Annotated in this window: 28 protein-coding genes; 18 read left to right on the top strand and 10 right to left on the bottom strand. The window is 39.6% G+C overall.

What is annotated here, in order from left to right; translation table 11 throughout:
• Positions 1-179 precede the first annotated feature (179 nt).
• The 9 genes from SHI21_RS18445 to SHI21_RS18405 all read left to right on the top strand — a co-directional run bounded on the left by SHI21_RS18445 (position 180) and on the right by SHI21_RS18405 (position 7,877).
• Entirely contained in the window at positions 180-1,307 is a 1,128-nt protein-coding gene (locus SHI21_RS18445) for an ABC transporter substrate-binding protein (protein WP_323578536.1), read from the top strand.
• A gap of 2 nt (positions 1,308-1,309) precedes the next feature.
• Positions 1,310-2,206, top strand: a complete 897-nt coding sequence (locus SHI21_RS18440) for a branched-chain amino acid ABC transporter permease (RefSeq protein WP_323578535.1) — start codon at positions 1,310-1,312, stop codon at positions 2,204-2,206.
• Entirely contained in the window at positions 2,207-3,079 is an 873-nt protein-coding gene (locus tag SHI21_RS18435; RefSeq protein WP_323578534.1) for a branched-chain amino acid ABC transporter permease, read from the top strand.
• Entirely contained in the window at positions 3,080-3,865 is a 786-nt protein-coding gene (locus tag SHI21_RS18430; RefSeq protein WP_323578533.1) for an ABC transporter ATP-binding protein, read from the top strand.
• Entirely contained in the window at positions 3,865-4,590 is a 726-nt protein-coding gene (locus SHI21_RS18425) for an ABC transporter ATP-binding protein (protein WP_410198834.1), read from the top strand. The genes SHI21_RS18430 and SHI21_RS18425 overlap by 1 nt, the downstream gene beginning before the upstream one ends.
• 12 nt (positions 4,591-4,602) lie before the next feature.
• Positions 4,603-4,803 (top strand): hypothetical protein, encoded by a 201-nt coding sequence (locus tag SHI21_RS18420; protein WP_323578531.1) that lies wholly within the window; start codon positions 4,603-4,605, stop codon positions 4,801-4,803.
• A gap of 28 nt (positions 4,804-4,831) precedes the next feature.
• Positions 4,832-6,421, top strand: coding sequence for a lysine--tRNA ligase (lysS, locus tag SHI21_RS18415; RefSeq protein ID WP_323578530.1), 1,590 nt, complete (start codon positions 4,832-4,834; stop codon positions 6,419-6,421).
• Between the two features lie 148 nt (positions 6,422-6,569).
• Positions 6,570-7,169, top strand: a complete 600-nt coding sequence (locus SHI21_RS18410; protein WP_323578528.1) for a hypothetical protein — start codon at positions 6,570-6,572, stop codon at positions 7,167-7,169.
• Between the two features lie 51 nt (positions 7,170-7,220).
• On the top strand, positions 7,221-7,877 hold the full coding sequence (locus tag SHI21_RS18405; protein WP_323578527.1) for a hypothetical protein: 657 nt from the start codon (positions 7,221-7,223) through the stop codon (positions 7,875-7,877).
• A 68-nt stretch (positions 7,878-7,945) separates the two neighbouring features.
• On the opposite strand, the gene SHI21_RS18400 is transcribed toward SHI21_RS18405, so the two are convergent.
• From SHI21_RS18400 to SHI21_RS18390, 3 genes are all read right to left on the bottom strand, one after another.
• Positions 7,946-8,200, bottom strand: coding sequence for a hypothetical protein (locus tag SHI21_RS18400; RefSeq protein WP_323578526.1), 255 nt, complete (start codon positions 8,198-8,200; stop codon positions 7,946-7,948).
• Positions 8,201-8,389: 189 nt separating this feature from the next.
• Positions 8,390-8,797 (bottom strand): hypothetical protein, encoded by a 408-nt coding sequence (locus tag SHI21_RS18395; protein WP_323578525.1) that lies wholly within the window; start codon positions 8,795-8,797, stop codon positions 8,390-8,392.
• 121 nt (positions 8,798-8,918) lie between these two features.
• Positions 8,919-9,905 carry a polyprenyl synthetase family protein gene (locus SHI21_RS18390; RefSeq protein ID WP_323578522.1) on the bottom strand — a complete coding sequence of 329 codons (987 nt, stop codon included), beginning with the start codon at positions 9,903-9,905 and terminating at the stop codon, positions 8,919-8,921.
• A gap of 112 nt (positions 9,906-10,017) precedes the next feature.
• Here SHI21_RS18390 and ubiE point away from each other — a divergent pair, with 112 nt between their 5' ends.
• The 8 genes from ubiE to SHI21_RS18350 all read left to right on the top strand — a co-directional run bounded on the left by ubiE (position 10,018) and on the right by SHI21_RS18350 (position 18,189).
• Positions 10,018-10,731 carry a bifunctional demethylmenaquinone methyltransferase/2-methoxy-6-polyprenyl-1,4-benzoquinol methylase UbiE gene (gene ubiE / locus SHI21_RS18385; protein ID WP_323578520.1) on the top strand — a complete coding sequence of 238 codons (714 nt, stop codon included), beginning with the start codon at positions 10,018-10,020 and terminating at the stop codon, positions 10,729-10,731.
• Positions 10,731-11,987: an isochorismate synthase gene (locus SHI21_RS18380; protein ID WP_323578517.1), complete on the top strand. Its 1,257-nt coding sequence runs from the start codon at positions 10,731-10,733 to the stop codon at positions 11,985-11,987. The genes ubiE and SHI21_RS18380 overlap by 1 nt, the downstream gene beginning before the upstream one ends.
• Positions 11,988-11,994: 7 nt before the next feature.
• A complete protein-coding gene (menD, locus tag SHI21_RS18375) occupies positions 11,995-13,743 on the top strand; it encodes a 2-succinyl-5-enolpyruvyl-6-hydroxy-3-cyclohexene-1-carboxylic-acid synthase (protein ID WP_323578516.1) in 1,749 nt (582 codons plus the stop codon).
• A 10-nt stretch (positions 13,744-13,753) separates the two neighbouring features.
• Positions 13,754-14,635 (top strand): 1,4-dihydroxy-2-naphthoate polyprenyltransferase, encoded by an 882-nt coding sequence (locus SHI21_RS18370; RefSeq protein WP_323578514.1) that lies wholly within the window; start codon positions 13,754-13,756, stop codon positions 14,633-14,635.
• Positions 14,632-15,552, top strand: a complete 921-nt coding sequence (locus SHI21_RS18365) for an enolase-like domain-containing protein (RefSeq protein WP_323578513.1) — start codon at positions 14,632-14,634, stop codon at positions 15,550-15,552. The genes SHI21_RS18370 and SHI21_RS18365 overlap by 4 nt, the downstream gene beginning before the upstream one ends.
• Positions 15,553-15,655: 103 nt before the next feature.
• Positions 15,656-15,841, top strand: a complete 186-nt coding sequence (locus SHI21_RS18360) for a hypothetical protein (protein ID WP_323578511.1) — start codon at positions 15,656-15,658, stop codon at positions 15,839-15,841.
• 39 nt (positions 15,842-15,880) lie between these two features.
• Positions 15,881-17,083: a hypothetical protein gene (locus SHI21_RS18355; RefSeq protein WP_323578509.1), complete on the top strand. Its 1,203-nt coding sequence runs from the start codon at positions 15,881-15,883 to the stop codon at positions 17,081-17,083.
• A 170-nt stretch (positions 17,084-17,253) separates the two neighbouring features.
• Positions 17,254-18,189 carry a trypsin-like serine peptidase gene (locus SHI21_RS18350; protein ID WP_323578507.1) on the top strand — a complete coding sequence of 312 codons (936 nt, stop codon included), beginning with the start codon at positions 17,254-17,256 and terminating at the stop codon, positions 18,187-18,189.
• A 19-nt stretch (positions 18,190-18,208) separates the two neighbouring features.
• Here the strand turns inward: SHI21_RS18350 and SHI21_RS18345 are convergent, their stop codons facing one another.
• The 4 genes from SHI21_RS18345 to SHI21_RS18330 all read right to left on the bottom strand — a co-directional run bounded on the left by SHI21_RS18345 (position 18,209) and on the right by SHI21_RS18330 (position 21,234).
• On the bottom strand, positions 18,209-19,255 hold the full coding sequence (locus SHI21_RS18345; protein WP_323578505.1) for a HoxN/HupN/NixA family nickel/cobalt transporter: 1,047 nt from the start codon (positions 19,253-19,255) through the stop codon (positions 18,209-18,211).
• Positions 19,256-19,262: 7 nt separating this feature from the next.
• Complete coding sequence (locus SHI21_RS18340; RefSeq protein ID WP_323578504.1) at positions 19,263-19,535, bottom strand: metal/formaldehyde-sensitive transcriptional repressor; 273 nt, start codon at positions 19,533-19,535, stop codon at positions 19,263-19,265.
• A gap of 260 nt (positions 19,536-19,795) precedes the next feature.
• Complete coding sequence (hemB, locus tag SHI21_RS18335) at positions 19,796-20,785, bottom strand: porphobilinogen synthase (RefSeq protein ID WP_323578502.1); 990 nt, start codon at positions 20,783-20,785, stop codon at positions 19,796-19,798.
• 14 nt (positions 20,786-20,799) lie between these two features.
• Positions 20,800-21,234 carry a SufE family protein gene (locus SHI21_RS18330; RefSeq protein WP_323578500.1) on the bottom strand — a complete coding sequence of 145 codons (435 nt, stop codon included), beginning with the start codon at positions 21,232-21,234 and terminating at the stop codon, positions 20,800-20,802.
• Between the two features lie 146 nt (positions 21,235-21,380).
• On the opposite strand from SHI21_RS18330, the gene SHI21_RS18325 reads away from it, so the two are divergent.
• Positions 21,381-22,499: a hypothetical protein gene (locus SHI21_RS18325; RefSeq protein ID WP_323578499.1), complete on the top strand. Its 1,119-nt coding sequence runs from the start codon at positions 21,381-21,383 to the stop codon at positions 22,497-22,499.
• A 1-nt stretch (position 22,500) separates the two neighbouring features.
• Here SHI21_RS18325 and SHI21_RS18320 read toward each other — a convergent pair whose 3' ends face one another.
• The 3 genes from SHI21_RS18320 to asnB form a co-directional block, all read right to left on the bottom strand.
• Positions 22,501-22,905 carry a hypothetical protein gene (locus SHI21_RS18320; RefSeq protein WP_323578498.1) on the bottom strand — a complete coding sequence of 135 codons (405 nt, stop codon included), beginning with the start codon at positions 22,903-22,905 and terminating at the stop codon, positions 22,501-22,503.
• 90 nt (positions 22,906-22,995) lie between these two features.
• On the bottom strand, positions 22,996-23,655 hold the full coding sequence (locus tag SHI21_RS18315) for an RluA family pseudouridine synthase (protein WP_323578496.1): 660 nt from the start codon (positions 23,653-23,655) through the stop codon (positions 22,996-22,998).
• Positions 23,645-25,258 carry an asparagine synthase B gene (gene asnB / locus SHI21_RS18310; protein WP_323578494.1) on the bottom strand — a complete coding sequence of 538 codons (1,614 nt, stop codon included), beginning with the start codon at positions 25,256-25,258 and terminating at the stop codon, positions 23,645-23,647. The genes SHI21_RS18315 and asnB overlap by 11 nt, the downstream gene beginning before the upstream one ends.
• Between the last annotated feature and the right edge of the window lie 52 nt (positions 25,259-25,310).

Here is a 25,310-nt window from a genome sequence, read left to right as displayed (position 1 = left end):
CAATGGAGGCAAGATGCAATCTCAAACTATATCAAAAAACTTTGGTATTTCGGGGTCTTACATGTTTACAATAAAAATAGTGTAAATAACTTTACATAAGAATCCGCCATGTTACTGTTATTATTGTTAAATACTTAACCGACGAATTGCATCTGCTTCATTTTACAAAGGAGTGCTTAATGAAAATGACATCTATGCCACACAAAATGCTAGCAACTATCACCGCTTTATTGATGGTTGGAACAGCTATGGCCGCTGACCTTAAGATCGGAGTTGTATCTCCTATGACAGGTGCTACTGCTACGTTTGGACAAGAAAACGTAAACGGTATCAAGCTCGCTTACGAAAAATTAAAAAAAGGTACGGGAAAGAAGTTTGATCTAATTATTGAAGACGATAAGTCTGAAGCAATCGAATCAACAAACGCGACAAGAAAACTTTTAAGCGTTGATAAAGTTTCTGTTATGATCGGAGCTCCGACTTCATCATTGGCACTAGCTTCTGCTCCAATCGTTCAGGAAGCAAAAATTCCATTCATCACTCCAACTGCAACAAATGCAAAAGTAACAATGGTTGGTGATTATATCACTCGCGCATGTTTCACAGATGATTTCCAAGGTGTAGTAATGGCGAAATTCGCCATCCAGACTTTGAAAAAAACAAAAGGTCTCATCCTTATCGAAAACACTTCTGACTACTCTAAAGGATTAGCAAAAGCTTTCGGTGATGAATTCACAAAACTTGGTGGGAAACTAGTTAACACTGAAGAGTTAACTTATGCTGCTAAAGACACTGACTTCCAGTCACTTTTAAGAAAAGTAAAAAGAGCAAACCCTGATTTCGTTTTTGTTCCAGGTTACTACGTTGAAGCTGGTCTTATTATTAAGCAAGCTAGAGCGTTAGGAATTAACGTTCCATTCTTAGGTGGAGACGGATGGGATTCACCAAAACTTTTCGAAATCGCTGGTGAGTCTGTTAAAGGTGCATACATCTCTAACCACTTCGCTCCAGATGATAAATCTCCAGTGGTTCAAAACTTCGTAAAAGATTATGAAAAAGCTTACGGAGCAAGACCAGGATCATTCGCGGCCCTTGGATATGATTCACTTGGTATCGTTGCTGATGCTATCAAGAGAGCAAAATCGACAAAGCCATCTGATATCAGAGACGCTCTAGTAGCGACAAAAGGTTACCAAGGTATTACTGGAACAATTACATTTGATAAAAACAGAAATCCAACTAAGTCGGCCGTTGTTTTAGAAGCAACTCCTTCTGGTTACGTTTTCCATTCAAGAGTGAATCCATAATAATGAGTCAAGATACAATCTATTTTTTTTGGGATTGTCTTCAATATCTAATCAACGGTATTGCTCAGGGCTCGCTTTATGCGATCGTGGCCCTGGGCTATACCATGGTTTATGGGATTATCCGTTTAGTTAATTTCGCGCACGGTGAATTCTTAATGCTTGGTGCTTTTTGTGGCTACTTTGCATTAAGGTTCCAGTTGCCGATGCCGGTTGCCATACTTGCAAGTATGCTTGGTGCAGGAATCGTCGCTCTTATTGTTGAGCGATTTCTCTACCGCCCAATTAGAGGCGAAGGAAGAATTCCCGCTTTAATTACGGCCATCGGCGCTTCGCTATTTTTCCAATACACGGGCCAGCTTGCTTTTGGAGCTGATCCAAAAACAATTCCTCCGGTTTTCACAGAAGTGATTTATAACTTCGGTGAAATCAACGTTTCAAACATTCAGATTTTCATTTTTGGTCTGACACTTTTTATTTTACTTTTTTTGTGGTGGCTTACCCACTTCACAAAAATTGGTGTGGCCATGAGAGCGACGTCTTATAACTTAAAGGCCGCTGAACTTATGGGGATCAACACTAATAGAATTATTGCATTTACATTTTTTCTGGGAGCTGCCCTTGCTGGTCTTGCCGGAATCCTTATGGGCTATACGATGTCAATCGAGCCGATGATGGGAATGAGTTTAGGATTAAAAGCTTTCGTTGCGGCCGTTGTTGGCGGTATCGGAATCATTCCTGGAGCTGCTCTTGGTGGATTCATTATTGGAATCGCTGAGAACATGGTCGCAGGATTATATAAGTCGAGCTTCAGAGATGGAGTCTCATTTTTTATTTTGATTATTATTCTTTTAATTAAGCCTTCAGGAATTTTAGGCAAAAATGTGAAGGAAAAAGTTTAGATGGATTATTACTTACAGATTCTCACTAACGTGGGGATTTTCATTACACTGACACTAAGTTTAAACCTGATCAATGGTTACTGCGGGCAATTTTCTCTAGGCCACGCAGGCTTTTGGGGCGTTGGTGCGTACGCCAGTGCGATTTACGGAGTGTATTTTGCTCTGCCTATCGATCCAACATTAAACATGATCATCGCCGTCTTAGTTGGTTTTTCAGCGGCCGCTCTTTGCGGACTATTGATTGGAATTCCTTGCTTAAGATTAAAAGGCGACTACCTCGCTATCGCCACCATCGGCTTTAGTGAAATCCTTCGCATTATTATTATGAACACTGAAAGTATTGGTGGACCTCGCGGGTTTACAAATATTCCCAAGTGGACCAATGCCTGGTGGGTTTGGGGGCTAGCACTTATCACAACCATCTTCATGCTCAATTTAAAACGCTCCGCTTTTGGCCGCGCCATTATCTCAATCAGAGAAGATGAAATCGCTGCTGAAACCATGGGGATCAATCTTTTTAGGTACAAACTTTTTGCTTTCATTATTGGTGCCGGTATTGCCGGAATCGCCGGTGCGCTAGTGGCCTATGATCAGCAATTCCTTCACCCGAACAATTTTAGTTTTATGTGGAGTGTAAGTATTTTAGTTATGGTGATTTTAGGCGGACAAGGATCTGTAACAGGTTCTATCGTTGGAGCGGTCATTTTAACTATCCTTCCAGAAATTCTAAAACTTATCGGTTCAGACATCTCCACATGGCGTGTTTCAATCTACGCGGCCTTAATGATTATTCTCATGCTGACTCGCCCGCAAGGAATCTTTGGTCCACATGAACTCTTTGAAAAAAAGAGACTTCAAAAAGGGAGTGTATAAATGGGTGCAGCAGCTCTTTTAAGTATTGATAAAGTCACCATGAGATTTGGCGGTTTAACGGCCGTAAAAAATGTCAGTATCTCGATTGGTAAAACAGACTTAGTCGCAGTTATTGGTCCCAATGGCGCCGGTAAAACCACACTCTTTAATACCATCACTGGAATCTATTCTCCGACTGAAGGGACCGTCACTTTAGATGGAGAAAAAATCAGTGCAAGAAAAGCGAGTGATATCACAAAGCTTGGTATCGCCAGAACTTTCCAAAACATCAGATTGTTTAATAACCTGAGTGTAATCGACAATATTAAAATCGCTCGTCATACGAGAATTAAATACTCTTTCTTCGATGGAATTTTTAAAACGAAAAAATACCGCGAAGAAGAAAAACTAATTACAGAAGAGTCATTAAAACTTTTAGAACTTTTTAATCTTGCTGATAAAAAAGATCTGCTAGCAAAAAACCTTCCTTACGGTGCTCAAAGAAAATTAGAAATGGCCCGCGCCCTTGCGACGAAACCAAAACTTCTGCTTCTTGATGAACCTGCGGCCGGAATGAACCCGACTGAAACAAAAGAACTAAGTGAGCTGATTCATTTTATCCGCGACCAATTTCAAATTGCCGTGATTTTGATTGAGCATGATATGAACCTGGTTATGGGTATTGCAGAGAGAATTTACGTTCTCGATTATGGAAACTTAATCGCTGAAGGGGCCTCTCGTGACATTCAAAACAACCCAAAAGTTATCGAGGCCTATCTAGGTGCCGATATAGATACGGGACACTAATGACAATTAATCAAAAACCTATTTTAGAAATAAAAAATTTAAATACCTATTACGGAAATATTCACGCCGTAAAAAATATCAGTCTGGAAATCAACCGCGGGGAAATCGTCACTCTCCTAGGAAGTAACGGAGCGGGGAAAACAACTACACTCCACACCATTTCAGGTCTCTTAAAAGCGACTTCCGGTGAAATTAATTTTGAAGATCAATCGATTCAAAAGTTATCCGCTCACCGCATCACAGCTTTAGGACTGGCCCAATCCCCTGAAGGCCGCCAGATTTTTGCCAATTTATCGATTAAAGAAAATCTCGATATGGGCGCTTATCTTAGAAAAGATTCCGACGGAATAAAAAAAGATTTAGATTTTGTTTATAACCTGTTTCCAAAATTACTAGAGAGAAAATCTCAATTGGCCCAGACTTTATCAGGCGGAGAACAGCAAATGCTTGCTATTGCTCGCGCTTATATGGCCAAACCAAAACTTCTTTTATTAGATGAACCCTCACTTGGAATTGCGCCTATTCTGGTTGGAACGATTTTCCGTGCGATCACGGAAATAAATCAATTGGGAATGACAATTTTACTAGTTGAACAAAACGCTAATCTTGCCCTAAAAATTTCTCACCGCGCTTATGTTCTCACCAATGGCGAAATCACTTTGCAAGGCAAATCGAGTGAATTATTATCTAACCCAGAAATCAAAAAAGCATACCTGGGTAACTAAAGGATAGAATTCATGACATTAGATGAAGCGATCACACTTTTAAAAAACGCCGTAAAGTGGTCAGAAGTAAAAGATCAAAAGCACATTGACCTAACTGTTATTGCCGCAGAAGAACGCCCTCTTTACCAAAGAGCTCTTGCTGTAGCGAACATTGAAGTAGAAAAAGGAACTCTTACACAAGACGCTCTAAAAGCTCGTCTTGGTCTAGATTAATCACCGTACAAATAAAAGGACTCACATTATGTCTCAAGCACTAAACGATGCTGTTCACTGGGCGGACCTTACCGCTGATAAATTAATCCGTCAGGAAGACAAAGACACATACACTCTAGCAAGCGGGATCACTCCTTCTGGTGTTGTTCACTTTGGTAACTTCCGCGAAGTAATGACAACTGAATTAGTTGCTCGTGGATTAAAGAAGCGCGGAAAGAAAGTTCGTTTTATTTTCTCTTGGGATGACTACGATACATTCAGAAAAGTTCCAGCAAATCTTCCTAAGCAAGACGAGCTAGCGAAATATTTATTCCAACCAATTGTTGATACTCCAGATCCTTTTGGAGATCACAAGTCATACGCTGCTCACCACGAAGCAAGCTTTGAAGCACAACTAAAGAAAATGGGAATCGAGCTTGAGCCGATTTACCAGGCAGACAGATACAAAGCTGGGGCCTACAAAGAGCAAATTAAATTAACTCTTCAAAAGAAAGATACAATTGCAGCGATCTTAAATAAATGGAGATCAACTCCACTTCCAGATAGCTGGATGCCGGTTTCTGTTTACTGTGAAAAATGTAACCGCGATAAAACGACGGCGACAAAATATGACGGTCACAACAAACTTGATTACACTTGTGAATCTGAAGACTGTAACAACGTTGGAACTCTTGATCTTGAAACAACTTCAAGAGCAAAACTGCCATGGCGTATGGACTGGCCGATGAGATGGGCCTTTGAAAAAGTCGATTTCGAGCCAGGTGGAAAAGACCATTCTTCTCAAGGTGGATCTTTTACAACAGCTAAAGATATCGTTGCTGAAGTCTACGGATGGAAAGCACCTATGTACCTTCAATACGATTTCGTATCGATCAAAGGTATGGGCGGAAAAATGAGTTCTTCAAAAGGGAACCTTGTTACCGTTAACGACGTACTAGATGTTTACGAGCCGGAAATGGTTCGTTGGATTTTCGCTTCTTATAAAACAAACATCGACTTCGGATTATCATTCGACTTAGACGTTATTAAAAACTACGAAGACTTCGACAGAATGGAACGTCTTGCTTTCGGCCTTGAAGCTGGAAACGAGAAAAAAGTCGCGATGGCAAAAAGAGTTTATGAGCTTTCTCAAATTGGAGAGACTCCAAAAGAGATGCCATTCCAACCTGCTTTCCGTCACCTTTGTAACGTTCTTCAAATTAACGATCTTGATATTAAACGTGCTCGTGGTTTCTACAATGATGAAATCAAAAATGAGCGCGATGAAAGACGTTTCCAGGAGCGCGCTCAAAGAGCTGCTTACTGGATTGAAAACTCTGCACCTGAAGAATTTAAATTCTCTTTAAATACTGAAGTTGTAAAAATGGATCTGGATGCAAAACAAACAGCGCTTCTAAACGATCTACATTCGTTTTTAAAGACTGAATGGTCAAACATCCATGATGATAAGGCCCTTCATGAGAAAATGTATGAAATCATCAATTCTCACGAGCTAGAGCCAATGCCGGTGTTCACTCTTCTTTATAAGAAGCTGATTAACCTGGAAAAAGGACCAAAGCTTGCTGGTTTCATCCGTACCATTGGGCAAGAGCGTGTATTAAAGCTCCTAGTGCCATAATGATTCTGAATTTCTCTTCTCATTAAAAAAATACTTACAAAGGCCGTGAAAACGGCCTTTTTTCAAATATTACCGCTGACTACCATTTGATTAAAGCGCAATACTCAGATAAACCAGTTTTGCAGATCTAAATTAGAGGGGGACATCTATGAGATTTTTACAAACGTTGGTTTTAAGTACAGTTGCGATTTTTTCCGCAACAGCATCAGCTGAGTACTGCACAACGGTTATCCGCGAATATAAAGGAGAGAACTACTCTTACGAGTACGATACTTTCACAAGAACATCTTACTCAACAGACGCTGCTTGCAGTGATGCTATGTTTGATTGTTCGAGAAAACTTTCTGAGTATCAGTCCCGTGGATATTATTACAACGCTCAATGTGCGGTAAAATCGAATTCATATCCATCAGACCCAAGACCTTCGTACCCTTCTTATCCGTCATACCCATCATATCCAAGTTACCCACCAAATTACCCAACATACCCACCACGTGATCCATACCCATCGTATCCACCACGTGACCCATATCCTTCATACCCACCAGGACGTGATCCTCATTATCCGCCAGGACGTGATCCACATTACCCAGGAAGATTCCCTCCAGGACGTGAACCATACCCAGGTTACCCACCTCCAGGAAGAGACCCTGCAGATGATCCAGGAAGATATCCTGGTCGCGATCCTGGAAGAGATCCAGGCAGAGACCCAGGACGCAACCCAGGAAGAAATCCAGGTCGCAGATAATAAAAAAATAATAACGAACAGCTAACGATGAATACTAATTAAGGAGAGATTATGAAAACATTACTGGCCCTTATTCTACTGAGTGTTGCAAGTGTATCATTTGCAAGTGACACATGCTCTTATGTAATCAAAGACCGTTACGGATACGAGTATGAAACACACACTCGCCTATCATATAACCAACAAGCAGCTTGCAGTGATGCAGACTACGCTTGCCGTGTAGCGATTTCAGATGGACAAAGAAACGGAAAATACATGGATGCTTATTGCGAGCAAAAAAGTGTTATCACTCCTAACAGACCTCCACTTCCTCCAACATCAACAACAATGTGTACAACTGACCTTGTTGATTACTACGGTGGAATCGTAAGAAGTTTTGCTGGATACGGAAACACTCAATGGGAAGCTTGCAACCAATCAGAGCAGTTTTGTAACTACGAACTCTCGCGTGATACAAGCCGCGGATGGAGATGTGTAACAAGAAACGGGAACTACCCTAATCCATACCCACAACCAAGACCACCACGTGATACAACTGAAACTTGTAAAGCATCACGCTTTGATCCAGCTGGATACTACATTCAATCGTACATCCAGTCATACACTGGCCCATACGGATCAGATGTTAAAGGTGAAGCTTGCAGACGTGCTTACCAACAATGTTCATATGAAATTCGTGGACGTCAGACTTGTAGAATTGAAGGCTAATTTAAAAGACATTTCATAAAATAAAAAGGCTTCCTATGGAAGCCTTTTTTATGTCATAAAGTTTGCGACTATTTACAAATAGAGTATCTGGCCATTTCTTTTTCGCAAAAGACTTTAGCATAGAGTCCTGAAAAATAAGATTTCCCAAGTGTTTTTCTAGTTTCCACATTCGTGTTTAAATTGAGAATAACCAATTCAACAGAATAGCTTCCCCACACTTCGCTACATTCACAATACGTTGCAAACTGATCTCTGCATTCATTTGTATTATCTGCAAATGCCGGAACTGATAGTAGGACAATCAATAAAGCTAAAAATTTCATCAAAACCCCTTTCATGTATAGTTCCTGTTTTTATCAATATTAAATACTGATGCCAAATATTAATTCTTCTCAATCCATTGGCCAAACAGAATTTCAAGCTGTTAGTTTATTTCCTCACATTAAACGAACTCAAAAAAAAGGGCCTCCATCAGGAAGCCCTTAATCGTATCAATATTTTTTTAGCAACAACTAGTTCATGTATTCACAAGTTGTTTTCACAGCGATCGTAGAAGATAGTTCTTCATCAATAACCAGCTTCCCTCTTAATATCATCGTTGGTTTTGTGTAATCAAACATAACAATTCCATCAAACTTAGATGCACCGTCAGTCGTTGCTAAAGCAACAGCTCCATTCATGTCATTGCTTGTATCAAGCTGACCTACGATTAAACGTGTTCCCATGATCAAAGTGATATCGTTCACTCTTTTATCATTTCCTTCGTCGTCCATTCCAGCTCTGTGTTCAACTGAGTTGATAACGATATTCATTTTTGATCCTTCAAGATCAATTTTTCCTTTGCATAATAACCATGAGCTATCTGCTGCAAGAACACTTGTTGTGAATGAAAGAACAAAAAGACTGATAAAAATTTTCATTAGATACTCCTCTAAATAATTTTAGAAATCGAGGATAGATTTATCGTAAATAAAACATTTTTACCAAGAGATAATGAAAATAATACAACACAATTAGGTATGCGAACGATAGACAAATAGATTAGTGAGACCTTAAGGCCATGTATGAAATGATAAGTTCAAGACCGCCGATGCGAGCTTGAAGTTCTTCTGGATTTGATTTGTATTCTGGAACAACAGACAGGATGACTGAAAGTTCTTCCAAGATGTTTTTAGCAGCTTCAAGATGAGAGTGTGCTTCCGTATTAATTTTTTCAACGAATGCATTAAAAGGAATTCCTTTTACAGCGTCGATCAACTCCTCACCTTTTTTAAAGCGAGCGAAGTGAGCAGGATGAGCATCAAGCATTTCATAAACAACAGCGTTTACGATTCCGTTTTTCAGATCTAGTTCCTGATCTTTTTGTGAGTCACCTGAGTAATCAAGAGTGTCGTCAATTAACTGGAAAGCTAATCCCAAGCGGCGACCAAACTCTCTACATAAATCAACTGTCGCTTTATCTGCACCACTTAAAATAGCAGGGGCCACAGAACAGTAACACATAACTGATGATGTTTTTTTCTCAGCAACTTCACGGATAAGTTCGCGAGTGTAATTTCTATCGCCGATTAAATCTAATTGTAACCACTCGCCTTCTGTCAGGTCTTTAATAACCAAAGACATCTCACGAACCAGTTCAAGGTTCCCGGCATTTGTCAGGTCAACGATGACACTTGAAAGTAAGTAATCCCCAGCAAGAACCGCTCTTTTATTGCTAGCAAGAATGTTTATTGAGGGTGCGCCTCTTCTCATAGTTGCGTTATCAATAACGTCGTCATGAGAAAGTGAAGAAGCGTGAACTAATTCAGAAGCACGTGCGTAAGGAACCACTGTTTCGAAGTCGACTCTAAATAAATGGGCCATCAAAAACGTTAGAAGTGGGCGAAGTCTCTTCCCCCCTTTCAAAACTGTTTGAGATAGAATTGCGTCAATCGCCTCGTGAGCTTTCACTGAGCGAATCTGCAAATCCATAATTTTTGAATTCTCGAGAGCTTCCTTTGGGAGAGCGTCGAGAAAGTCGTTCATCATTGTGTTTCCCCTAGACTTGGCAGCGTAACAAATACGTTAATTAAAGTAAATCCAAATCTTGCTATGTCTATGATGTTTAAGGTAAAAAGGAAGCATTCAAAAGGATAAAAAAATGACAAACGAACTAGATGCTAGAAAGAAAGAATCTTATAAAATTTTCGATGATATCGCAGGTACTTACGATCTGCTTAACCATTCGCTTTCAATGGGTATCGATGTTTACTGGCGCAATAAAATGCTTAAGCATCTGCCAAATAAAGAATCAATCAACGCATTAGACCTGGCAACAGGTACAGGTGATGTTGCTTTAACTCTTGTTAAAGATAAACGTGTTAAAAAAATTACAGGTCTAGATCTTTCAAAAGGAATGATCGACGTTGGAATTAAAAAAGTAAAAAAGAAAGGCCTTGAGAAAAAAATCTTCTTAATGCTTGGTGATGGTGTAAGCATTCCAACAGGGGACGCTGCTTTTGATTTAACAACAATCTCTTTTGGTATCAGAAACTTTTCTGACCCTCAAAAATCTCTTCACGACATTCACCGTGTATTAAAAAGAGACGGACGCCTGATGATTATGGAATTCTCAATTCCAACAAACTTCATCGTAAGAAACGTTTACTTCTTCTACTTCAGACATTTATTGCCATTCATTGGTAATATTGTTTCAAAACATAAAGACGCTTACACATACTTAAATAAAAGTGTGGAAGACTTTCCTTACGGAGACAAGTTTTTAGGAATGATGAGGACAGCTGGTTTTCAAGACTTAAAAATGATCCCTCTCACTTTTGGAATCGCGACTCTTTACATCGGTGATAAGAAGTAATGACTGCGGTAAGTTTCTTAAAAAAGGAACTTCAAAAAATTGACTCTCAAGTAAGTCAAAAAATCACTACGTTTACATTTCCAGATATTTCTTTAGTGGACCTGCTTCCTTTTGCGGCCACTGAAGAAGTTTTTTTCTTTGAATCAAAAGAAGAAGACTTCTCTTACCTGGCCTTAGGTAAATCAAAATTCTTTCTTAAGTCAGATGTTCAGGAGTTCCTGGATCATAACCCTGAAGACATTTTGGTTTTTCAAGATTCATTCGAAGAAAACTCGGCCACATTATGCTATTTACCGGAATGGTGTTTAGTCAGAAGAAATGGGTCTGTGACATTAAGAGTTCACCACTCGCTGGAATACCAATCGTATTCTCCAAGTAACATTATTTTTAACCTCTCTATCTGGGAGTCATTTCTCGGACCGTGGATTTCTTACGAAGAAAGACCCGAAAGCGATGAGTGGGCCAAGATGATAAACGATGCCAATCGTTTATTTTCGAGATCTGAGTTAGAAAAAATTGTTTTACATAGAAAAAAGATTTTCACTTATGACTCCCCGATTGAAATGACGGTTTTATTTCGCGAAGTCTACGAGGCCAATAAAAACAGCTCGCATTTTACGGTTTATAATCAACTCAATTATATGGAAGCGTTTATCTCGCTTACGCCAGAGCGCCTTTTTACATTAAAAGGTCAAAACCTTGAAACGGTTTCACTGGCAGGAAGTATTGCCAGAGGAACTGATGAAGAAAGCGATCGTGAATTAGAAGAAAGACTTACAACTTCAGATAAATTAATTCGTGAACACAACATCGTCACAAAAGCGATTGAAGAAAAACTTCGTCCTGTTTTATCAGAACTTACGATCTCACCTCTGATTACGATGAAGCTTCCCTACATTCAACACCGTCAAGCAGTCATTAAAGGCGTCTTAAAAGACACAACAACTGTTTTAGAATTAATTGAACTGCTTCATCCGACACCAGCGGTTGGTGGAATCCCTCACGATAAAGCAAAAGTTAAAATTCTTGAAATTGAAAAAGAAAAACGTGGATACTACGCAGGCCCAGTGGGCGTGCTTTCACAAAAGTTTTCTGAGATAGCTGTAGGAATCAGGTCTGCACTGATTCTTGGGCCTAACCTCACTGTCTACGGTGGAGCTGGCATTGTTGCCGGTTCAGAGGCCGAAGAAGAATGGATTGAAACCGGCACAAAGATGCAACCCTTTATTAAAGTCATTAACAAAAGCACGCTCTAGGTATTTTATGGAAAAATTACTCTCACAAAATATTAATCGCATCTGGTCTAGTTTAATCATTGATGAGTTCGTAAAAAACGGCATCACTCAATTTTATCTTTCTCCAGGAATGCGAAACGCCCCTTTAATTGCGGCAATGATTCAACTGCAGAAGTTTCACAAAGAAGTAGAAATCATTCTTTGTATTGACGAGCGAGGAGCTTCTTACCGCGCTCTTGGATACACGAAGGCCACAGGGAAACCTGCCGTTTTAGTTTGTACTTCCGGAACGGCCCTTGCGAATTATACTCCAGCAGTAGTTGAAGCAAAAAAATCAAATCTTCCTTTAATTGTTTTATCAGCTGACCGTCCGGCAGAGTTAACTTTCTGTGACGATAATCAGACGATTGATCAGACAAAATTCTTCGGGGACTACATTCAAGGTGAAATGAGCCTTGGTGCTCCTACAGTTGATATTTCGCCTTTAGCGATGACTTCAAGTTTATCAAACCTGATTCACAAATCACTTTACCCGCAAAAAGGTCCTGTGCACTTTAACTGTGCTTTCAGAGAGCCACTTGAAGATACTAGTATTCCCGTTCCAGCTGATTACTTGAAACTTGCTCAAATTCAAATTGAGAGATCAGGGCCATCAACTCGTTATGTGAATCTTGAAACCAGACCGGATAAAAATGCAATTGCTGAAATTGCAGAAGTTTTAAAGAAATCTAAAACTGGTTTATTAGTTGTAGGAAGCCTTGCTCCTCACGAATCGACTGCACTGGTAGAAGAATTCGTTAAACTTTTAAACTGGCCGACATACTTTGATGTATCGAGTTCACTTAAATATGTTTTCAACTTAAGCGACGACACCATCCCTACTTTTGATCACCCGGAAGTTCAGGCAGAGTTGATTAAAAATCCACCTGAAACAGTTTTCCATATTGGTGGGCGCTTAACTTCGAAGCACTATTATACATTTTTAAAAAAAGTCCCTCAGATCAATCTGATTACACTTAATTTAAACATGGAAAAAGAAGACCCTTCTCACCATACAAAAATCAGATTGAATGCTCATATCAATTCAACGCTTGAATCCATCATGGGTTATTTCGAAGGAGTTAAACTTCCTAAAAAATCCTTGGCACTAAACTTTGAAGCTTCTTCGAAAAGTAAAATTAAGCTCATCGATGACGGGCCTTTAAGTTACCCGAGTGTCAGCAAAATCATTATCGACAACATCGACGACTACTCAATGCTCTACATTGGTAACTCAACTGTTGTGCGCACATTTGATGCTTATGTTTCTTATACGAATAGAAAACATATTGTGGTGGCCACTAACCGTGGAGTCAGCGGGATTGAAGGTTTTATCGCTTCTAGCTGCGGTTTCATCGATGGGACTAAAAAAGATGTTTATCTGATTATCGGTGACGTCGCTTTCATTCACGACTTAAATTCACTTTATTTCTTAAAAGATTTAAAGACGCCGCTTAAAATTGTTTTAGTGAACAACGACGGTGGAGGAATCTTTACACTCCTTCCAATCAACCGTGAAAAAACTGTTTTAGATTATATCTCTAGTCCGCACGGGCAAACTTTCAAGAAGACTGCAGAGAGTTTTGGAATTGATTACGTTCAGGTAACAACAACGTCTTCTTTCCAGGAAGAATTTAAAAAAATGCAGAATAAGAATCATCACACGATAATGGAAGTGATGTTCGATCATGACACTAACAAGTCGGTCTACGACCAATTAAAAACAATTAAACTATAAGAAATATTTCATGAAAAACTGGATGCTCGCTATTCGCCCTAAAACTCTTTTTGCTTCACTGGCCCCGGTTGTACTGGGTCTTGCTGTTGCTTACGTAGAAACTCAAACGCTCAATGGTCTCATCGCCGTTTTAACGATTCTTTGTGCCTTAGTGCTGCAGATTGCAAGTAACCTTGCCAACGATTATTTAGATGCTCTTCGCGGAGTGGATAATGAAACTCGTCTGGGACCTACGAGAGTGACAAGTTCAGGATTAATTTCTCTGACTTCAATGAAAAATGCTTTAATTCTGGCCCTTGCTGTCGCCTTCGCATTGGGAATTTATCTCATGTTTGTCGGCGGCCCATTCATTATGGTGATCGGCCTTCTTTCACTATACTTTGCTTACGGCTACACAGGTGGACCTTTCCCACTTTCATACAATGGCCTTGGTGAAGTCGCGGCCTTCATTTTCTTCGGCGTCATCGCGGTTGTAGGAACAACGTACTTACAAACTCACAGTGTTTCTCGCCTTGCTTTAATTTTAGGAATGGGCCCAGGGTTTATTTCAGCTTGTATTTTAGCAGTGAACAATCTTCGCGATATCGTTTCAGACACCGATACCAACAAGAGGACATTAGCTGTGCGCTTTGGAGAAAAATTCCAGCGCTACCTGTGTATTTCAACAATTCTCCTTTCAATCACTGTTTGCATTTACGTGATGGTCGCCTACCAGTTTAAATGGCTTTTACCAGTCATTATTCTGCCATTCTTTTTTCACAAAACATGGCTGCAGATTTTATATCACCCAATCGATGCAAAATTAAACACTGCTCTTGCTAGAACGGCCCAATACAATCTTCTTTACTGCGTGTCTGTTTCCGCAGGAATGATTTTAAGTTATAAATTATGATTGATATCAAGACGAGTTTTGAAACGATAAAATACCGCTCACCAGTGCCAGTGAGAGGAGTTGCTATTGATTCTAATCGTTTTTTAAAGGTTCGCGTGCTTGAAAGAGATTACTATCTTTCAGTGCTGCCAGGACTTCATAATGTGACGATTGAAGAACTTGATTTCAAAGTGAAATACTTTTTCTCTCACTACGATCTGGATTTTAAATCTATTGATTTCTCAGTGAAGTTTTTTAATCTGGTTCACCTCAAAGATGTCTTCCTTGATTCCATAAAAGAGGAAACTCTTTTTAATATTGAGGCCATTTTACTAGGGATGATTAAAACCACTCACCCACATTTATTTTCTCACGACTCTATCGCTATCAATCTTTTATACAATGATAAAGACGGTGCTGAGTTTTATCTGGACGCTGATTGTGTAAAAATAAAAATTGCTCCGGGACGTGTCGATCACACGATTAAAACAATCAATGAACTCTATAAAATAAATCCTGAAATGATTTATCGACTGGATGGAAATAAACGTTTTGAACTCAATGAGCTTATTGAATTCGAACACGCCTTAAAAAATGGCATTTCGAGTGTTGCATTTTCTAAAATTGACTACATCGAAGAGCCATTTAAAAACTTCTACGACACAACAATATTTACGAAGCGATCGCATTTACTTATCGCCATTGATGAATCCTATAAAAATTACATGGGGGTTCAGGATTTATTTTATCCCGCAGTGATCAAGCCTTCTTTGATTGGCATCAGTCCAGTTTATTCATGGCTCGGATCTCATATGGAAAACCGTGCGATTATCAGCTCTAGTTTCGAACATCCTACTGTTTTAGTAAGTCTTCAATTCCTTGCAGCTCTTCGTCCAAATGAATTCCATGGACTTGAGAACTTTCTTCCAAAACTATAGTAATTCAATCAGTTTAGACATTGAGTACAACATCAACTAGGCAAGTATTCTTATCTTCTCCGGTATCCAAATCAGGAGTACACTGGATGGTAAGGAGAATGATATGAAAAATTCTGTCATCACATTAGGTTTTATTCTTACACTCGCATCTGTAGTGGTGTCATGTTCACACCAGCAACCAGGTGTTCCGGACCGTTACGTGGCCTCGGATAGCTGTAAGGTTAAAGGCGAATATCACGCTTATTTCGACGAAGTCGAAAAGTGTATAGAAAAAGAACAACAGAAGTGATATTTATCCCCCCATCTAAATTGATGTTACGGGGGATCCATGAAGAAGCTAGTTCTTGCACTCACAACTGTGTCTTGTCTATTGCCACTTACTGCTCATTCTTTTGATACATCTGTTCGCGGATTTATCGCACTCGACGCTCTTAATTACGAAAAAGTTCAAGGTGAAAAAGCAGGTGCCGTCATGGGTATCGGTGTTCTTGATTTAAAAATTTTCGCTGAACAAGACGACATGGCCGCTGCGATCAAATTAGATCTCGATGGAAAACTTGAAAAAACAAACGGTATCTTTGAAGAAGCCTACGCAACTTACAAAGGAATTCCCAACATGAGAATTTCTCTTGGTAAAGGTGTCGTAAGATTCCAAAACCTTCACTGGGGTGCAGTTGAAAACTCATACCAGGACGGCGGAACTGTTATCGGAACAGAAAACGGATACAGAAAAATCAGCAGAAAAGCTTTCTTAGCTGCTTCTTACGGTGGACGCGCTCAAGGCTTCATCAATCAATTTACAGTATGGGGCGATAGCACTGAGATGTCTCAGGAATCAGACGGAAAAATCACTTATGTGACAACTTCTGGCCCGAACAACACTAAACAGATCACTGGTTACAAAATGGAAGAAGTGAAGGCCTTCAATACCAGCAAACAAATTGGTTTTGGAAACAAGCTTGAACTATTTGCAACTGACGCTTGGAAATTCACGTTTGGACAACTTTATTATAAAAACAGACTTGGTGGCGGAAAAGCAAACTACGCTTTCGACCTAGGGGCCAACTTTGAAAGTAGCGCAATGGAAATGTGGGTTGAAGCGATGTACGGGCTTTCTTCAAAACTTCCCTACGATGCTTTCACAACTAAAGAAAAAACAGAATACTTTCTTCAAGTCGGAATGGAGTATTACCTAGACCAGAAATGGAGCTTAGTAGAAAACGTTGAAGGATTGTACGTAAAAGATCTTCAGCATACATACCCTGCTACTTTTACTCTAGATGGGACAAATTACAGTTCAACATCTCAACAGATAGAAAAAAGCGGAGCGACTTATAAAGTTTTCGTTTATAAACTAGAAAGTGCCGTAAAGTACAAACTGACAAAATCGGCCCAAATTACAGTTGGTGGTTTATACGAGAAGAAGATTTCACAAAGAAACGGCGTAAAGGACCTGGAGTTCATTAGAGACGTTAGAAACGCTAATAAAGAAGCTTATAAGCTAGCTTCAAGTGTTTCGTTCTGGTTCTAAGCACCTAAAATATTTTCAATCAGCGCTCGCCTACAAAACGAGCGCTTCTCCTATGTAAGTTTTTCCCTCTCTATTGTCGATCCCGAACGTATTATCGTACTTATGTTTTCGGGGATTCTAATTTTCAGACATTCTTTTTTCTTATCGTTCTATGGGCCGGGGGGCTTTTTATGGGGAGATCTTTCACAAGATCAATAGGGACTTTGTCTCTAGTGCTTTCAATTACAAATTTTGCAGCTGCCTTTGAGCGTCCACCTGTTTATCCGGGAGACCTGATCTACGGAAAAGACAACCGCCAGGAAATCAACGATTACTATGAAAAAGACTTTCGTGATAAATCTGCTTCAATCGCTCTTAGAGTTTCTAAAAGACGCTTAACCGTTGATAGAAATGATTCAAATAGAATTTTATTTCCAAACGTTTCACTAGAAAATGCCATGCCTCAAATATGTAAAGATGAGCGCTTCATTGAACAAACCACTCTTGGTACTTGCTCAGGATTTTTAGTTGGCCCAAAAACTCTAGTGACGGCAGGTCACTGTGTGGTCAATGAAAAAGAATGTGCAGACAACAGATGGGTCTTCGGTTTCAAAAATGGCGTAACCGAACTCGCTAGCAATCAAGTTTATTCATGCAAAAAAATTATCACTCAAAGATATGTCTACGACGGTAACGAAGTAAGTGACTATGCAGTGATTGAACTCGACCGTAAGGTTGAAGGATACGTTCCACTTAAAACCAGAAAATTTGGCCGTGTTTTACTTAACACTCCCCTGGTTGTTATCGGTCACCCAATGGGTTTACCAATGAAAGCAACTGACGGTGCTGTTGTTAGTCGCATGAATGAAAAAGAATTAACTAAAAAATGGACTTCACTAAAGCTTCGCTCTCATTACTTCACCGCAAATCTTGATTCATACGGCGGGAACTCTGGTTCACCGGTATTCAATCAAAAAAATGGCCAGGTAGAAGGGATTTTAATTCAAGGTGCAGATGACTTCGTCTACAACCCTGATAAGGAATGTCTGGAGTCCAGACAACTAAGTGACTCTCATTTAAATACTTACGAAAAGGTTATGAGAATCAATAAAGTGCCTGGCCTGTAATCCGTCAGGCACCATATTCTTAATGAGTGAAAACTAATGCAGCAATGCCTGACAACATAACTATTCCAGCGCTGATAATTGGTGCTTTCGAAGACACCCATTGAAATCTTCCTGAGCCTTGAATTTTATTTAAACTAACAACTACGACTAAACCGATTCCCACCAATGTTACAGCTAGCCCAATACTAAAACCGGCCACAGCAAATAAACCAGCTCCAACTTTTCCAATTGATAATGCCAATAACATGACTGTAATTGAAGCAGGACATGGGATCATACCTCCGGCAGCTCCAAAACTTAAAATCTGTAAGCTTGTCGGTCTCTCCCCTTTCTTAGCATATTCAGGAATTGAGGCAGCATGAGCTCTGGCATGCTCATCATCTGACATTAGGTCATGGTCATGATGATCATGGTCTTCATGCATTTCAAAAGTTTTAACTTCTCTACAATGAACAGAAACGATTTCTAATTCTGCAGAAAACTCATGAGGTTCACTTGGCGCAACCGCACTCTGAAATATCTTTCCCTCACCTAATTTTACAAGTTCTAGAATTTCCAAACCTTGAGGCCTATTAATAATAACTTTGATTTTAAGGTCATTAGCTGTTTGAGCGCATGAATATCTCATTCGCTCACCTTCATCAGTTTGCACTATTTCTAACAAACCTGAAGCGAGGTCTGATTCAATATGTACTTTCTCTGAAGCATGATGATGGTGATGAGAATGTGCTTTGTTCATTTGACGAATTCTCTTAACCATTAGCCAGAAACCAAGCAAGATAACTATAATTCCGCTACCAATCTGTAGCCATCTTGTTACATCCTGAGTAAATGTTTCTCTTCCAATATAAAGAGCTAGTGCTGATATACCAACAACGACGATACTATGAGTAAGTGCAACTGATAGACCAAGAAGAAGCGCATCCTTCTTAGTGCCTTTAATACCTATTAAGTAAGCAGCTGTTAAAGTTTTAGCGTGCCCTGGCTCAAGAGCATGTAAAGCTCCAAGCAGTAAAGCTGTTGGGAAATAAACCCACGTTAAAGGGTTCTCAACAATTGGATTCATAATTTTCTCACTTTAAAAAACTTCTCATTATTTCTATTAAGTCTTCACCTGACTCAGAAGCGGCCTTTTTATTTTCAGCTTCTACTATATGCTCTCGTATATGATTTTCGACAACTTCACTCATAAGACCATTCATCGCTCCTCGACATGATGCCAAGAGCTGAAGAACTTGATAACAATCCTGACCAGAGTCAACTGCTTTAGAAAAGGCCTCTAGCTGCCCTTTGATTCTATTAACTCTTGCTAAGATCTTTGCTTTATCAGCAACAACGTGTGCCATGCTATCTCCATATAGTATAGTGGGGTATACTATATGGTATCATGTTTTTCAATATAAAAATATTAATTCCTTAATACTTATAATCGACCTCACGGAGTTCATCTTACGAATTACTTAAAGATGATGTGCGAGTTTCTGAAATGACTATTGGATTGTCTAGAGGAATTGGCGTCTTGTTTGGAACAGAATTATTCTTGAAATTTGAAACTATAAATATGAACGAAAAATAAACTGCTCCATAGGAGCAGTTTTATGATTATCTATTTGTGATTATTTAAAACTCTGGCAGCGTCTTTGGCGAAATAAGTTAAGATCATATCAGAGCCCGCTCTCTTGAATGCCCAAAGCATTTCAATCATCGCTTTCTCTTCATCCAGCATCCCCATCGCTGCAGCAGCTTTCACCATCGCGTACTCTCCACTAACGTTATAAGCAGCAATTGGAAGAGTTGTATTGTCTCTTAGAGTTTTAATAACATCTAAGTATGGCAGTCCTGGCTTAATCATTAAAATATCTGCGCCTTCTGATTCATCCAAGTAAGCTTCACGAAGAGCTTCTCTCACATTGGCGTAATCCATTTGATAAGTTTTCTTATCGCCTTTCTTAGGTGCTGATCCTAGAGCGTCTCTGAAGGGCCCGTAGAATGCTGAAGCGTATTTAGCAGCGTAAGACATAATCGTTACGTTAATTAAATTTTCTTCATCAAGCGCGTCTCTAATGTATCCAATACGTCCGTCCATCATGTCTGAAGGGCCAATGATGTCAGCTCCCGACTTTGCTTGAACGATAGACATTTTTGCTAATACTTCCAGCGTTACATCGTTTAAAACTTCACCAGTCTTTTGATCGACTAAACCATCGTGTCCATCACTTGAGTATGGATCAAGAGCAACGTCAGTCATAACCATTAAGTCAGGAATGGCATTCTTAACTTCTTTAATCGCACGTTGATAAAGTCCGTTCGGGTTATAAGCTTCGCTTGCGCGAGTGTCTTTTAATTTTTCTTCAATAGCAGGAAACAATGATACACATGGAATACCAAGAGCGTATAGTTCACGACATTCTTTTACCAGCTCATCAACTGAGAAACGGTAAACCCCAGGCATCGTTTTAATTTCTTCACGAAGGTTTGTTCCTTCTTTCACAAATAGAGGCGCAATTAAATCACCTGGGCCTAAATGTGTTTCACGAACTAAGCGTCTGATAGCATCTGTCTTTCTGTTTCTTCTTGGACGACTGATATTTAACATAACTAAAATCCTCGTTATTTATTTTGCATAGCTAGCTTCGCTTTGAAGGCCATGGCAAAAAAAGAAATTTGTTTCATCATTGAGTTTAAACCATTCGCTCTCGACATTGATAAATGCTCGCGCAGCCCGATGTCTTCCAGGAATGTTGGTTTGGTTGTTAGGATTTCATCCGGAGTTGAGCCATTATAGACACCAACTAAAAGGGCGATGATCCCTTTAACGATTGAGGCATCACTGTCGGCCTGAAAATAGATTTTTCCATCGTCATGAAGATCAGCATGAATCCAAACTTGTGATTGGCAGCCTTTGACAATATTTGCGGGGATTCTATTGCTTTCTTCCATCTCCGGCATTTTTTTGCCAAGGTCGATAAGATGTTTGTAGCGCTCTTCCCAGTCACTAAAGCGCTTAAAGTCTGAAATCAGGGTATTAATTCTGTCGGTAATCATGAACTCTCCGAAAGACTGAGGTACTTGCCTTTTTTGATAAGGTAAATCCACAGCTCGCTCTCTAACAATGCCCCTTTTATAGCACGCTGGACTTAGAAAAACTATTCCTACATTTCTAAATAATCTAAGTATGTTAGAATAGATTTATGAGTCAAAACACTATTAAAAAAGGCCGAATTCTAGTTTACCGCGTATACGACATCGGTGAAGAAATCGACCTGGAAAAAGCAGAGAAAATTCTTCAACAAGAAACGACGGAAAGAGCGAAATTTCGTTTGAAAAAAATCAATCAGCAAGCGGTGATTGTATCAAACGATCCACTCAGACTCTCGCTGGGAAACTACGCTTATACAGATGATAATCTTTCATTCAATCCTGAAGTGAGCGCTAAAATTTGGGAGTTCGGTACACTCTCACTGACGTTTGATTTTCCCATTCCTGAAGGCACAACGATTGATCAACTAAGAGTGATCTCAGACAAAATTCAAAACTATGAAATCTTGGATGTGTACGCACGAGGAAAAGCTCGTGAATTAACCAATCAGATTAAAGGCGCAATGGCCAAGATCAACGAATGGGAAGTCAACGAAGACTATATTCTCTACTTCGTAGAAAATTTTGCCAATGAGTACACTGATGCGTCTGTCATTCTTCAAGAAGAAGATATTGCAGCACTTATATTAAATGAAGAAAAAGATATATTAGCTCCCCAAATCAGAGAGCGTATTTATTCTACAAAACTTCAATACTACAAAAACGACATGGCCGTCATCGACTGGAACTCGGCCCTGATTATTGAACCAAGTGGCTCAATGGATATCCCGGACGTTATTGAGTTCGCACTCAACCAGTTATTAGAAATGCGCTACTACGATGATCTTCTGGATAAAAAGTTAAAAGATATCTACTCAGCAGTTGAATTAAAAGAAATGAACATCTTCTCGTCTCGCTATACTGACTTAGCTCTTGAAGCGGGACAAAGATATATTGAGATTGCAGAGATCGTTGAGAGTGTTGAGAACTCACTAAAGGTCATTGGGGATTTATATCACTCGACGGTTTTTAGAACGGCCTCTAACAAGTTCAGATTCTCTGACTGGCAAGGATCAATCGATAACAAGCTCGATAACATGGCAGAGCTTTGTAAGCTCCTGCTGGACAATATAACTTCAAAAAGAAGTCATCTTCTTGAAGTCATCATTATCGCTTTAATTTCAATTGAGCTGATCCCCTTCATCAGAGAGCTCTACGCGTTCTTAAAATAGACTAGTTTAAAACTGGTCTAACTTTAAAAGACATTCCGCGAAAGCTAACTTTAGAGTCTTCATTAAGCTTAGCGATAATTTCTTTCTTGTAGAAAGCTTTCGATCCTGAAGCCTTATAGAATTTCATATCTAGAGAAATCTCGTCAGCTTTTTTTCCGCGACGTGGATTGATTTCGATAAGAATGTTCTTATCGCCGATCTTTCTTTCAAGCTCAGCTGTTTGGTAAAATGGCATCATCAGTTCAGACTTCACCATTTTATTTTTTGATTTGATTTGGAAATTTAAGTTAACCAGTTGGTTATTATTCTGAGCATTCATTGCTCCAGAGTTAATACTCGCGCTAGCTCCAACAGATGTGAAGACTAATGCTGAAACCAGGATTGCTTTTAAACGTGATACGACCATTTTTCACCCTCATAGTAAAAAAAGACAATTTTATATTGATAAATTCAGTATAAATTTTTCGTAAACACACTGGCAATAAAATTTTGAAAATTAAAATTGCCTGATTTCTAAAATGTCTGGTAGGGAAAAATTTTTGGAGTTCAACGTCTTCGTGAAATCGATTTTGAAAGCTCGAAGAGCAATCCCCGGTTCACTAAACGGAGCGTCCGAAGAATAAAGAACATCTCCTAAAATGGGATGGCCATGGCGGAAGAGTTCGAAACGAAGTTGATGAGAGCGCCCGGTTACTGGGTTCATTTCCCAATGAAAAATCCCGTTTTCAACTTTAACAATTTTAGCGTGAGTCACGCTGTCTTTCCCATGTGGAGAGATGTAGGCGCGCTTTTTCCCGCGCAGAAGTTTGGCCTTCCAGATGTAAGGCTCGCCTGTTTTTAAGTTTAGGGGCTCGGCCTCTGGAAGTGGAAATGTTTTGGCAGTATAAGTTTTAAAAACTTCTTTTTTCTCAAACCAAGCGTTCCCAGCTTTGTGAGCGGCAGGAGTTTTGGCGAACATGATGAGACCTTGCACTTCAAAATCAAGGCGATGGACTGGATAGATGGTGATGCCTAAATCTTTTTCAAGTATACGCCCAAGTACTGGACGGTCATCGTCTTCGCCCTGGCGTCCTGGAACACTTAAGATCATCGCTTGTTTATCAACTACGATAAAATGCTCATTATCAAAAACTGTCGTGTAAGATTTATTTTCCACTGGCACCATAATTGGGAAGAACACGGGCAGATGGATCTGTAACTTTGCAGTTGTCCCATGTTTGATTTGGGAGCCAATAGTCTTTAATTAGCTCCGCTCGTCCTGGATAGAACTCTTCAAAGATCTCTCGATACATTAAAGACTCTTTCGTAAACGGCGTTTTGTACGGATATTTTAGGTGAGCGTTTTTCACGTCATCATCTGTGTATTTCTTTTCAGCGAACGATTTAAGCTCATCCACCATACTGTGACCGACAGCGTCTGAGAAGGCCGCTTTGTCTCTCCAAAGGATGTGATCCGGTAGAAGTTTTTCTTCTCCCTCTCCTGCTTTGAAAGATTCTCTTAAAAGAAACTTCCCCATTCCCGTTGTATTCATTTTTAGTTTAGGGTCGATGGCCATCACGTATTCAACGAAGTCCTGATCTGAAAACGGCACGCGCGCTTCTAATGAGTGCGCTGAAATACATCTATCAGCTCTTAGAACATCGTAGATATAAAGCTCGTGAATTCTTTTTGCTGCTTCTTTTTGAAACTCTTCTGGTGTTGGTGCAAAGTCGGTGTATTTGTAACCGAAGAGTTCATCACTCACTTCACCACTTAATAAAACTTTGATGTTGGTTTTTTCACCGATGTGTTTACACACTAGATACATTCCAATGGAAGCTCTAACAGTTGTGATGTCCCATGTTTCTAAATGATAAACCACAACGCGAAGAGCGTTCATGACATCTTGAACTGTCATCGACACGTTCGTATGAACTGATCCGATATAATCGGCCACATCTTTAGCGTATTTTGAATCAATCGCATCGTCGGTCATACCGATTGAAAAAGTCCTGATTGGTTTTTTACTAATCTTTTGAGCAAGAGCACACACCAGACTTGAGTCCAGTCCGCCACTTAATAAAAATCCAATCTCGGCGTCTGACTGTAAACGTTTATCAACGGCCAGGCGTAGTTTTTGATTGATTCCTTTTAGTACTTGCTCTTGAGAGTCATTGTGGAATTTTTTAACTACCGAAAGATCCAGGTAAGAAAGTATTTTCTCACCGTCGTAATAATGCCCTGGAGGAAATGGTATAATCACTTCACAGACATCGTGAAGAGCTTTAACTTCAGAAGCAAAACACATTCCGCCTTCTTTCGTCTTGCCATAAAATAGCGGACGAATTCCCATTGGATCGCGGGCCGCTAAAAGTTTTCCAAGTTTGGCGTCCCAGATAACTAAAGCGTATTCAGCATCCAGCTTTGAAACCATGTCTTTAATTCCATGCTTTTCATATAGTGGAAGTAAAACTTCACAGTCTGAATGAGAAATAAAATTGTGATGAGTGCACTCTGTTTTTAATTGTGGGTAATTGTAAATTTCACCGTTACACACTAATAAATTTTGAGTCTCAGACTTAAATGGTTGAGCTCCTTGCGGAGATAAATCCATAATCGCCAGGCGGTGAAAACCAATTACACCTTTAGCAAAAGGTACGACTTTGTGGTCGTCAGGTCCTCTGTGAGTCAATTTATTGTAGAGATTTTTAAAAGGACCGATTGTTTTAGACTCAAATTGCGAATCAAACTCACCTTCGATTACGATAAAACCGCACATCTACATGACTCCCTTGGATTGATGCTCTCTAGAATACGAGAAAGCTTCAATT

The sequence above is a fragment of the Bacteriovorax sp. PP10 genome (assembly GCF_035013165.1).
Taxonomy (GTDB): domain Bacteria; phylum Bdellovibrionota; class Bacteriovoracia; order Bacteriovoracales; family Bacteriovoracaceae; genus Bacteriovorax; species Bacteriovorax antarcticus.
This window is presented reverse-complemented; position numbering and strand designations above follow the sequence as displayed.